Below are 11,931 nucleotides of genomic sequence, written 5' to 3' on the forward strand. Positions count from 1 at the left end.
TATTCTAAATATTTAGAAGCAATTGCCAAGTATAAATTATTATATGATTTTGAAGTAAGTTCGCTGGCTCACAAGCAGGCTCATGCTTTAACTCTCAGGAAATAATCACAATTACCAATTAGCAAAATATCTACCTGCGGACAGATTTGATATACAATGTAACCTGTCTATTTTTGCGATCGCAATTTCAAACCAATGGCACGTCTAGCACTTCTGAGCGTATCCAATAAAACCGGGCTAATCGACTTAGCGCGCAGTCTAGTAGAAGAATTTGAATTTGACATAATTAGCAGCGGCGGGACAGCAAGCGCCCTCAAAGAAGCAGGAATCCCTGTCACGAAAGTTGCGGAATATACTGGTTCTCCCGAAATTTTGGGCGGGCGAGTCAAAACACTTCACCCGCGAATCCACGGAGGTATTTTAGCACGCCGCGATGTAGCGCAAGACCTCGCGGATTTAACGGAAAATCAAATTCGGGCGATCGATCTAGTTGTAGTCAATTTGTATCCCTTTGAACAGACTATTGCCAAACCTGGAGTTACTCTAGCAGACGCAATTGAGAATATAGATATCGGCGGGCCGGCGATGCTGAGGGCTTCAGCTAAAAATCACGCTCATTTGACAGTTTTGTGCAATCCAGAACAGTACAATACTTATTTAGGAGAACTTCGGCAAAACGGCGCGGAAGCATCCTTAGAGTTTCGGCAAAAATGTGCGTTAGAAACTTTTCAGCATACAGCAAATTACGATCGCGCGATCGCAAATTATCTCAGCAGCCAATCCGAGCCACAATCGAAGCTACCACAGGAGTTTAGCGTATCGGGAACAGAGCTGCAAACACTCCGCTACGGCGAAAACCCCCACCAAGCCGCCACCTGGTATCAAAGCGGAAATGCACCGACAGGCTGGACGACTAGCACTATCCTGCAAGGCAAAGAATTAAGTTACAATAATTTAGTAGATTTAGAAGCAGCAAGGCGGTTAATTGTAGAATTTCCCGAGACTCCCGCCGCCGCTATTCTGAAGCATACAAATCCTTGCGGTACAGCCTTGGGCTCGACTATTTCGGAAGCGTATCAAAAAGCTCTTGACACGGATTCAGTCTCAGCTTTTGGCGGAATTGTTGCCCTGAATCGCCCGATTGATGCTGCTACTGCAACGGCGCTAACTAAGACATTTTTAGAGTGTATTGTCGCCCCAGGCTGCGAACCGGAAGCGGAAGAAATTATCAAGAAAAAGGCGAAAGTTCGAGTATTGATTTTGCCGGATTTGAATCGAGGGCCAGCGCAAACTGTGAAAGTAATTGCAGGCGGTTTGCTGGTGCAAGAATCGGATAATGTAGTAGAAGAAACTAGCAAATGGCGCGCCGTTACCGAGAAGCAACCGACGGCGGGAGAGTGGGAAGAATTGCTGTTTGCTTGGAAAGTAGCGAAACACGTTAAATCAAATGCGATCGTTGTGACGCGCGATCGCACTACAATCGGTGTCGGCGCCGGACAAATGAACCGTGTGGGATCGGTTAAACTAGCGTTGGAACAAGCGGGAGAGAAGAGTAAAGGAGCGATTTTGGCTAGCGATGGCTTCTTCCCCTTCGACGATTCCGTCAAAACGGCGGCTGAAGCGGGGATAATTGCGATCGTCCAACCGGGAGGAAGTATGCGCGATAAAGATTCGATCGCAGCAGCCAACCAACTCGGAATCACCATGGTTTTCACTGATATCCGCCACTTCTTGCATTAGGAATAATGCCTAGCAATTCTTAATTGTGTAGCCTATGATAGGGATACAATAGTGTTCGCCGGTGTCAACTTAAGTCTAAAATTCTTTGTATCTCTCGTTGGTATCCGAGTCTAGATCCCCCTAAATCCCCCTTAAGAAGGGGGACTTTGAGAATACTCTTATCCTTACTAAGACGGGAGACTTTGATACTCTTGTCCCCCCCTTCTTAAGGGGGGCTAGGGGGGATCGAGAAGACTGTGACACCAATCAACACTATTATGTCCTAACGAGTTCCCAGTTGCGTCCTTAAAAAAATTATGACTTACAGTGAACAGCAAATTAAACCCCAAGACGTAAAAGTTAAAATCCTGCTTACCGGCGGACATCAGTGCACTATTACGCTCAAATCCGACACACCATTATTGCACAACCTTGTCAAAGCATTAGTCGATCGCCAGCAACAGACAGTAGGTTTTTCCACCTTATTCCAAATCCCCATAGACGACGGGCGTTCCAGCCTTTCGTTTCCCGCCGAACATCTCGTCGGATTAGTCACCGAACCCCCAATTTTCTTGCAGCAACCGCAACCGCAGCAGCCAGCAATCCCCCTAGAAATTATCCCAGAAATTCCCCCAGAAATTCCCGCAGAAATTCCCGCCCCTGCACCCGTAAATGACGATTTAATATCTCGCTACGCCCAAATAGATAACTTTTTGACAACCGCAGAAAAGAACAAACTAATCAAATATGTTTTAGCCAAAGAGTCAGAATTTGTAACTACCAGTACCTCAACAAATGCCGAAGATTACCGTCGCTCAATGGTGCTCCACTCCTTCCCGGAATTTTCTACACTGATGGTGAATCGCATTAAAGCAATTCTCCCCGATGTGCTGCGTAAATTAAATATCCCAGCATTTGCGCTTGGTGACATAGAAGCTCAGTTAACTATGCACAATGACAACAACTTTTATAAACTTCACAACGACAGCGGTTCGCCAGATACCGCAAGCAGATTTTTTACTTACGTTTATTATTTCAACCGAGAACCTAAGGCTTTTTCAGGCGGGGAATTGCTGATTTACGATAGCAAAGTCGAGAACAATTTTTATGTTGCAGATGAGACATTCAGAACGGTTGAACCTCGGAATAATAGTATTGTATTTTTTCTGAGTCGCTATATGCACGAAGTTTTGCGAGTTAGCTGTCCCTCTAAAGCTTTTGCTGATAGTAGGTTTACTATTAATGGCTGGGTGCGTAAAGCCGATTGAGACAAGATTTGCGGGTTAAGATAAAACGGCGGTTGAAACCGCGTCTACAAAAACAAAACCCGCCTCCGCGGGTTGAAGAATGGATGGTTAACATTACGTTTTTTCTTGACACAGCATTTTCTTCAGTCCGCGGAGGCGGACTTGGTTTGTATAGACGCGGTTTCAACCGCCGTCTGGTTGGTTTGTATAGACGCGGTTTCAACCGCCGTCTGCATCTCCCACGATGCGATTTTTACTCCTGAGCTCCGGCATTTTTGAGCAATTTCACGACAGTGGAATAACCTTTAAATTCAGCTAACATTAAAGCTGTATAATTTCCCGGATTTTTGTGATTTAACTCTGCACCAGCGGCGATTAAAATCTCTACAGCATCAGCATAACCGCGATGGGCGGCCCACATCACAGCAGTTGCGCCGGATTCATCGAGCAAGTTGACATCTGCACCTTTTTCGACTAATATTTTGACGATCGCCATATAACCGCGATCGCACGCCTTCATTAAAGCAGTTTTCCCCAAATCCGCCGGGATATTCGGATCTGCACCGCCGTCAAGCAAGGCTTTCACCGTTTCAGTATGTCCGTGAAACGCAGCTAGAGTCAAAGCTGTCTCGCCAAAGTTTTTAGCATTCAGGAAATCTGGGCGATTTGAGTTTACTTTTTGCAGCAAAGCGGATACGATCGCACTGTGACCGTGAACAGCCGCCACCAGCAAAGGCGTATCGCCCAACCGATTTCTCGAACCGACATAAGCACCTCGGTTTAACAGCAATTCCACCACATCTTGACAGCCTTCAACCACGGCAAAATTCAACGCAGTTTCGTCATCTCTGTCCTTCGCGTTGAGATCCGCGCCAGCATCTAGTAAGATATGTGCGATCGGCAAATTTCCCCCAGCAGCCGCCGCCATCAAAGCCGTCCCGCCATCTCCACTTTTGACATTCGCATTAGCACCCGCAGCCAGCAAAACTCGCACCGCATCAACATTACCGCAATCCGCAGCCAAAGTTAAAGCAGTTTCGCCCTCTTTGTCGGGAATTTCCAAATCAGCACCAGCGGCTAGCAGCGTCTCGACTACCGCCAAATTGTCCGCCGTAGCAGCCAGCATCAAAGGAGTTTTGCTCCTCTGATTTTTAAGATTAACATCCGCAGCGCGATCGAGCAAAATTCGGACAATTTTAGCGCTACCTTGACTAATAGCTGAAAATAGCATAGAATTATCAGCAACAGCACCCGCATCAGCCAAAGCTTGAACAACAGCTTCGTGTCCCGACAAAGCAGCTATTTTCAGAGCCGAATCTCCATCTTTATCTCGGACATTCACATCAGCCTTAGCATCAAGTAACAGCCGGACAACATTGATATCACCTTTGAGAGAAGCCGCCATCAAAGCCGTACTTCCATCATCATTTTTAGCATCAACATCAGCACCCGCAGCCAACAACAGCCGCATAACATCAGCCTGTTTGTTAGCCGCAGCCAACATCAAAGCCGTGAGGCCAAAACGTCTGCTTGCGAGGTTGACATTAGCGTCATTGTTTAGTAAAATACGCACGATTTCCGTATAGCCCTTTTGGGCGACAAACATCAAAGCCGTCGTCCCCTCAGAGTCTTTGGCGTTAGCGTCAACGCCCTTAGCGAGTAAGGCTTGGACGTGAATAATGTTGCCAGTCTTGGCAGCTTGGATCAATACAGCGTCTTGTTTAGTGGCAGGCATAATAGTCTCTCATACCGTATATTTGTACCGTCGCACGAGACGGACTTACTGGTATGCTAAGTTTTATGAAGTATGTTTACTAATCCTGAGAACACTATGAATCTGGAAATTCCGCAGTCTGTGAAAGTTTGGAGTCAATTCTTCCACCCAGTTTTAATGTGGGTATTGCTAGCAATCTCATTTTATGCTTTGTATCTGGGAATTCAAATCCGCCGTACCAGAAGTGCGGAAGGTGATGTCAAGAAAGAGTTAATTAAGGGCAAATTCAATATCAAGCACCATCAGATGGGCTCTTTGCTGCTAGGCTTGATGGTAACGGGTGCGATCGGCGGAATGGCCGTCACCTACATCAACAACGGCAAACTATTTGTCGCCCCGCACCTAGTAGCAGGCTTGGGAATGACCGCTATAATTGCCATTTCAGCGTCTCTGACTCCGTTCATGCAAAAAGGTCAAAATTGGGCGAGATACACTCACATCGTTCTAAATGTGGGGCTGTTGGGGCTATTTGGCTGGCAGGCGGTAACAGGTGTAGAAATCGTGCAAAGAATCATCAGTAAAATGTAACGTTTAAAGTACGATTCAGGACTTGCGCGCGGGTGTCCAGAAACCGGGTTTTTCACGCGTTTACTTCGCTGTAGGCGTAAATTCTGCTAAAAACCCGGTTTCTTTAATCGTAACATTCGTAGGGTGTGTCGCGATCGACAATCTCATAGCGACGCACCTTGGTTGTTCAACAGTTGAATAAACAACCCTATCTTTTAGTCTTTCCCAACAGTCGTAAGATACATCGCGCTCAGATTATCGATGGAATTAATGAATTTTTATAATAGCGACGCACCTATAGCGGTTCTCAAGCGTGGTGAGGTATGCCTGCGTGCCCGGTTTCGCCTATGCCCTATGCCCTATGCCCTATGCCCTATGCCCTATGCCCTATTCTGGATAGTACCTCATCTTTCGCTTGAAAGGCTATACAAAGAATCAAAGCCATGCTAGAAACCCTCATCAACTATTTTGTTTGCGCCACCAAAGGCCACATTACAAAAAACCAATTAATCAAATTCTTATATTTAGCCGACCTTTATGCTGTCAAATGGACAAACAAACAACTTACGCAGCTCAATTGGCGTTATTATCACTATAGCCCTTGGAACGAAGACATAATAGTCGCCTTAAATCAAATGAATGGCAAAACAATTGTTCAAGAATTTGTGGGAGAAACTATATTTATCCGACTTGGTGCCGAAGCAGGTAATATCGATGATTTAGAATTACCTGTAGGACTAAAACTAATGCTAGAAAACATTCGGAAAGAATGGGCAGGTTCAGGACAGGATAAAATCCAGAAGTTGCTAAAGTATGTGTACAGCACTGCGCCAATGATTGAGGTTAAAGATAGCCATCAACAAGATCAAGTGGTGAGGCTGAATCTAGAGACAGAAAGACAAAAATTAATCAATGAATTAGGGTGATAATGTGGCTGGAAAAACACCTCGTCAAGGTTGGATTTATTTAGTGAATCCCCAGAAAGTATCTCTTCGTTGCCAACACAATCATAATCACATTTATGATTTAAGTCAACCAGACGAGATGGAATGCAAGACAGTTGATTGTAAACTAATAGTTAATTATAGTAGGGTTTTGCGGGGAGAGCATCATTATCTCTTTTGGGAAATCGACCAATTTCAAGATAAGTCTGAATGCTTACAAACTTTTACCGTGATTCCCTTAACTTTCCAAGAAACCTGTAAAGGTTTGCCAACAGCGTATCCGATTAACTCGACTAGCAAAAATGGTCTCGATCGCAATTCATTGGCTTTAGTGCATCAGATATGTACTATTGATGCTAATTGTTTTAAGGACTCCCAAGGGAATTGGTTTGAGCGAGTTGGACAAGTGGATAAAGGAGATAAGGAGTCGATAGAAGAACGTTTAAAGTATTTTTTGAATCTGGAGAATGATTCTAGTGATGATTGGTTGATCGAGAATGTGTCTGTGGAAGTTTTAGAGAAAGTTTTTGATTATTTGCCGAAGGACATGACGAAAAAGATTGATTTAGAAAAAGTCATAAGCGACCTCGAATTATGGTGAGATGCAGACGGCGGTTTCAACCGCCCGGTATTCTACCAATTATCTGATTGCTATCATCTCTATCCTTGGGCTTAATTCTCCGAGTCAACCGCCAAGTACCAAAGCCAAAGCCTGCGCCGAATATCAAACTGAAGAAAAGGGATAATACAAAGGGATGCGGTGGTAAAGATGTAGAAAAAGGTGCTATTGGAACTTGAGTTATCAGAGGATAGCTGCTAGCAATAATTCCGGCTACACCGATGCCTGCACCGATGCCTGCACCTACCGATTGAATCGTGTTTTGCAATTCGGTATCGCTGTTTCTTTCCGCTTTTTCAAACTTTGCTTGTTGTTTTTGACCGTCCAATTCGACAATTATTCGGATTGTTTCAATCATCTGCTGAAACAATTGCCGTCCTGCGGTAAGATAACTCATGTTGATTTTAATCTGTTTCTGAAACATCTGGCAACTCCCACTCAAGAAATCTTCGATAAAATCTAAGTTATCTGTTCCTTCGATGCTGCAACTGACAAGTTGTTTGTGCCAGTGACTATAATTGTCAGCATTCGTTTCAATTGTAGTTAGGTGAAGTTCTATATCTCGCAAATAGCGGGCATACTCAAACCCGATTTGGGGAAGTTGAATCAGCCAATCTTCTAGTTGTTGCAGTCGCTCTTTTGGATCTGATTTTAACTTGCCAAACTCTTCCACCTTCTGTTCTAATTGGCTGTACAGTTTCCTCGCTTCCTTGTTGCAGCGCTCCGCTTTGTCATAGACGTAAAGGATTTTAGTCCGACAGCATAACAAATTCAGCAGCAGACGATAATAATCACCACTATCCTCTAACTCTGAAGTTTTTTCATCTGTGTTTAACCAGACTAGGATATGGCAGTTTAAACTCGGATTTGCTTGAGCATTGTCAAATTCACAAATCGGACTACCGAGAAGTTGGCCCTCTGCAATTAAATAGGGTTTTGGCTGGTTTTCTACATCTTGAAACAAAGCTTCTACACAAGCTACTGCTAATTCTTGATGATTACCAGAAAAATCAACTGGTTTGGCAAATAATAGCAGGGTTTGTCCGAGCGATGCTTGGATTTTATTAGGTAGCAGACAACCTTGAAAATTTAGATTTTTGAGTTGGTTGGTTTCTAGTGTATCTGTAGCAAGCAGCGTCAAGTCAAGGGCGTAAGTGTCATGCAGTTGCACCGGATAAATTGCGCCTTGCAGCGATACTTTGTCCGGTTGGCTGAGAGTCGTAAATGATAGGATTCTATCACCATCTGACTCATAAAGTTCTAAATACTCGCTTGGTTGGCTATTTTGGCTCTTTTTGTTAGCAAGGTGTTCGGGTAAAGCATCGAGTTTTGGATTAGTTTGCAGCAGGTTTCCCAAAGCAACGCATTGATGCCATAAATGGTCGGCATTGTCTACAGTTTGTTGGTCGCCTTTGGCAAGGTTGTTGCACAATTGAAAGGCAAACAGCGTTAGTTTCGGATTGGCAAGTTTGCCTATCAATTGAGTGCTATTCATCACCTAGAGCCTAATATTGTTCAGATAAGACACGTTGTGTTTTTATAATAAACCCGATTTGTAGGGGCGGGTTCACCAAAAATATATGGCAAAAACAAATAATATTGTAAACCCGCCCCACCCAACTGACAATCCAAATATACCATTAATTTATCGGTAAGATGTTCATGTGAATAATGGCGGGGATGGGGCGGGTTTATGAGATTTTTTGTGAGTTTTATAGATCAATACGGTTCACTTAAGAGCAATCTGAACTGCAAAAAATGCCTGTCTTGCCTATAAAATCGTGAGATGAAATTTGTAAAAAAGCGTTAAGTGAACCGTATTGTTTTATAGATGGTTTGTAAACCCGCCCCCACCCAACTGAAAATCAAAATGTACCATGAATTTATCCGCAAGATGTTCATGTGAATAATGGCGGGGATGGGGCGGGTTTATGAGATTTTTGGTAGGTTTTATAGATGGTTGGCGAACCCGCCCCTACAGGATTTTGGGATTTTATTGATTAATTAGACCCCACCCTAAATAAAAATGTAGGAACCCTACAATTTATCCCATCGCCTTGGGGGTTGCTATTATTTCAACCGCCCAGTCTTCTATTTTGACTGGTTGGGAAAACTTTCTTGGATGGCATTTAATAGCGTTTCTTTGGCAGCTTTGGGAGGTGTAGGAGTTGGTGGAGGATTTATTTTTTTGCTTCCGGGTAGGCGATTCTCCGTAGATTTGGTTGCTGCTGGATACAACTCTTTGCGAGTCTGGCGTAATGCTTGTTGAATGTCGGTGTACTTTGCACACCATTCAATGATATCATCAGCAAGATCGTCCTCTGTTTCTCGGAAAGTATCTTTTGCTTGATTAAGGTCTTCATGCCTATTGTCTATCAAAAACAGGGGTTTATGATTTTTGATGAGGTGTATGAAGGCGTTGATATTTTTCTGATTAATTTCCGGCATACTTATTTGATTTCTACTGACCAGTTGCACAAAATGCAGCCCAATGATAATGCGATCGGAAAGGTGGTTGTTCTGTGGAGTCTAGATTATCGAGCATATCGTATAGATCCTCTTTTAGGGAGGGACGTATCGAAAGTTTGCTTGTCCACTGTTGTAACTTTTCTACTGTAACATCCCGCAGCCAAAGTTGAGCCTTGTTGAGGGCAAGAGCGACGCTTAACCCGGCTTTGAGATTCTGATAAAATTCTATCATCAGCAATGAAGTAGACAAATCATTAACAGCCCAAAGTGTCGGTACTACACTGGAACTCCCAGCCACCAGGAAACCGCTAGGTAAGCTGATATATTCATCGCTGATGCTGCTAAAGTCGCTGATGCCGGTTTCGCAGGCGGAGAGGACTACTAGGCGACATTCTCGGAAGTCGAGGGCAAAGATGTCTGCTAAGGTGAGGCATTTGTCAAGGTCGAGAATGTTGCCATTTTTTAAGGGTTGATAACGGTTGGGGTTTGATTCTGCTGGCGCTGGCGGGGGTAATTCGCTGTCGGCTAGCAGCAATGCGGAGAGCAAAGGTTGCTGAAAGTTAAAGTAGCCGTGACAGCTAAAGTGGACGCAGTGGGCGATGCGGAGGCGGCTGTCGTTTATAACTGATTTTAGGGCATTATTTTGGATGAGAATATCTTGATTTTCTGGTGGGAAATTCTGACGGATCGCTGGTACTTCTATATCGGTAAACGGCAGGTTATTGTTGGGATTTTGGACGGCAAATAGGTGTGTGAAATTGGGGCGTTCTCGCCTTTGTGCCTGTTGCAGCAGTTGGCAACTGGGGGCGTAGCGGACACCTTGTTTGAAGCAATCTAGCGGGCAAGGATTAGTGGGTTCGGGAGATGGGGTTTCTGAATTAAACCGCTGCCAGATTTCACGGCTAACTGGCAAGGCGTGAAGGGGGAGAAGGTGCAGGAAGCGGTGGGGAATGAGAATTAGTCGATCGCACTTTTTGGCAACTCTTCCCAGAAGATCGTTGAGATGCAAAATATCAGCTAGACTTTGGAGGCGGGAGGCGAGGTTTTTCTGCCATTGAGTTTTGTTTTCTTGGTAGTCTTTCAGATACTCGTTAGCCAAATTTTCCAAGGCTTTAAAGTCGGCTTTTGAAGATTGCCAGACTGTAGGAGTTGGTGATTCTGGGGTGATGATGAAAGTAAGAAGTCTGTCGCTTGTAATGTACCACTGAAGGATAGCGGTGTTTTCGGCTGTGAGGGATTGAATCTCGCTGTAGGAGATGCCTTTAACTTCTTGGGTGAGTGCGAAGTCGGGGTCGATGGGTTTGATTTCGCGGGTCATCAATTCATCTAGTTGTTGCCGTAATTGGGTTAGATTGGTTTGAACGCGAATGGTGGTTTGTAGGTTGTCGATTTGGGGGCTGCGTTCTCCCGATATCGTGCCGCCGTTGCTGTTAGGATTTGTCGGTTCGATTTCGAGTCGTCGCTGTTCGGCATCAATTTCTCGACGCAGGCGCGAGAGTTCGTTGATCACGGTTTCGGGAATGTCACCTTTGGGGTAGAGGTCGCGGGTGGCAAGGAGTTCGACTAAGTTGCGGGCTTTGCTGCGTTCCGCGTATTCTATGGCTGCTGTGTAGTTTTTTAGTTCTATGCAAACTTCCACCATATTTCGATAAAGTTCATTCCATTCTTCGGCTAATTTCTGCTTGCTTTCATCTCCAGAATGAATCTCACTCCTCATAAATTCTACGGTGTTAATAGCATCAGCAAAAGTATCGTGGGCTTGCCGCAAGTTGGGAACTTTTCGATAGGCAAGCCCCAAATTCCATAATGTTTGAGCATAACTTTGCGGAAAAGCTTCGTGGGTGTCGACTTCGAGTGCATTTCGGAAATAAAGGATCGCCATTTCGATATTCTGTGCTTTCTTTCCCCTGATTCTGTTACTGTAGGCAGCAGCCAGATTATTTTGCGTCTGAGCCCATTGTTCGGGAAAGGCATCGCGGGTGTAAACTTCTAAAGCATTGGTGTAAGATGCGATCGCCAGTTCGATGTTCTCTGCTTTCTCTCCCTTAATTCTGTTACTGTAGGCATTTGCCAGATTATTTTGCGTCTGAGCCCATTGTTCGGGAAAGGCTTCGCGGCTGTAAACTTCTAGTGCGGTGGTGTAAGATGCGATCGCCAGTTCGATATTATCTGCTTTCTCTCCCCTGATTCTGTCACCGTAGGCAAGTGCCAGATTATTTTGTGTCGTTGCCCAATATTCAGGAAAGACATCGCGGGTGCGAACTTCTAAGGCGGCAGTATAATACCGAATCGCCATTTCGATATTCTGTGCTTTCTCTCCCCTGATTCTTTCACGGTAGGCATTTGCCAGATTATTTTGTATCGTTGCCCAATATTCGGCAAAGGCTTCGCGGGTGTAAACTTCTAAGGTGGCAGTGTAATACCGAATCGCCATTTCGATATTCTGTGCTTTCTCTCCCCTGATTCTTTTACTGTAGGCAACAGCCAGATTATTTTGCGTCTGAGCCCAATCTTGAGGAAAGGCATCGCGGGTGCGAACTTCTAAGGCGGCAATATAACCCACATTCCGCAGATATTCGATCGGATTTAATTTCAAAAGAATTCAGAATTCTCAAAACCTCAAATAATTGCTCTGCAATCATTTGAGGCTTT

9 protein-coding genes are annotated in these 11,931 nt (G+C 44.6%); 5 read left to right on the plus strand and 4 right to left on the minus strand.

Annotated elements, in window-relative coordinates; translation table 11 throughout:
* Positions 1–195: 195 nt before the first annotated feature.
* Together purH and JGK14_RS15685 are read left to right on the plus strand one after the other, a co-directional pair.
* Positions 196–1,740 (plus strand): bifunctional phosphoribosylaminoimidazolecarboxamide formyltransferase/IMP cyclohydrolase, encoded by a 1,545-nt coding sequence (gene purH / locus JGK14_RS15680; protein ID WP_325315256.1) that lies wholly within the window; start codon positions 196–198, stop codon positions 1,738–1,740.
* Between the two features lie 296 nt (positions 1,741–2,036).
* Positions 2,037–2,987, plus strand: a complete 951-nt coding sequence (locus tag JGK14_RS15685) for a 2OG-Fe(II) oxygenase (RefSeq protein ID WP_293181773.1) — start codon at positions 2,037–2,039, stop codon at positions 2,985–2,987.
* Positions 2,988–3,219: 232 nt separating this feature from the next.
* Here JGK14_RS15685 and JGK14_RS15690 read toward each other — a convergent pair whose 3' ends face one another.
* Positions 3,220–4,701 (minus strand): ankyrin repeat domain-containing protein, encoded by a 1,482-nt coding sequence (locus tag JGK14_RS15690; protein ID WP_293181771.1) that lies wholly within the window; start codon positions 4,699–4,701, stop codon positions 3,220–3,222.
* Positions 4,702–4,797: 96 nt separating this feature from the next.
* Between JGK14_RS15690 and JGK14_RS15695 the strand changes: the two genes are divergently transcribed.
* The 3 genes from JGK14_RS15695 (at position 4,798) to JGK14_RS15705 (ending at position 6,792) form a co-directional block, all read left to right on the plus strand.
* The gene (locus JGK14_RS15695) at positions 4,798–5,268 is read left to right on the plus strand and encodes a DUF4079 domain-containing protein (protein ID WP_293181769.1); all 471 of its coding nucleotides are present in this window, start codon (positions 4,798–4,800) and stop codon (positions 5,266–5,268) included.
* A gap of 422 nt (positions 5,269–5,690) precedes the next feature.
* Positions 5,691–6,173 (plus strand): type II toxin-antitoxin system antitoxin SocA domain-containing protein, encoded by a 483-nt coding sequence (locus JGK14_RS15700; RefSeq protein WP_293181767.1) that lies wholly within the window; start codon positions 5,691–5,693, stop codon positions 6,171–6,173.
* 4 nt (positions 6,174–6,177) lie between these two features.
* The gene (locus JGK14_RS15705) at positions 6,178–6,792 is read left to right on the plus strand and encodes a type II toxin-antitoxin system PemK/MazF family toxin (protein ID WP_293181765.1); all 615 of its coding nucleotides are present in this window, start codon (positions 6,178–6,180) and stop codon (positions 6,790–6,792) included.
* A 16-nt stretch (positions 6,793–6,808) separates the two neighbouring features.
* Here JGK14_RS15705 and JGK14_RS15710 read toward each other — a convergent pair whose 3' ends face one another.
* The 3 genes from JGK14_RS15710 to JGK14_RS15720 form a co-directional block, all read right to left on the minus strand.
* Positions 6,809–8,305 carry a hypothetical protein gene (locus tag JGK14_RS15710; protein ID WP_293233329.1) on the minus strand — a complete coding sequence of 499 codons (1,497 nt, stop codon included), beginning with the start codon at positions 8,303–8,305 and terminating at the stop codon, positions 6,809–6,811.
* 596 nt (positions 8,306–8,901) lie between these two features.
* Positions 8,902–9,258, minus strand: a complete 357-nt coding sequence (locus JGK14_RS15715; RefSeq protein ID WP_293324647.1) for a hypothetical protein — start codon at positions 9,256–9,258, stop codon at positions 8,902–8,904.
* A gap of 13 nt (positions 9,259–9,271) precedes the next feature.
* Complete coding sequence (locus JGK14_RS15720) at positions 9,272–11,875, minus strand: CHAT domain-containing protein (RefSeq protein ID WP_325315257.1); 2,604 nt, start codon at positions 11,873–11,875, stop codon at positions 9,272–9,274.
* Positions 11,876–11,931 lie beyond the last annotated feature (56 nt).

It is taken from the genome of Microcoleus sp. PH2017_28_MFU_U_A (assembly GCF_020738035.1).
GTDB lineage: Bacteria > Cyanobacteriota > Cyanobacteriia > Cyanobacteriales > Microcoleaceae > Microcoleus.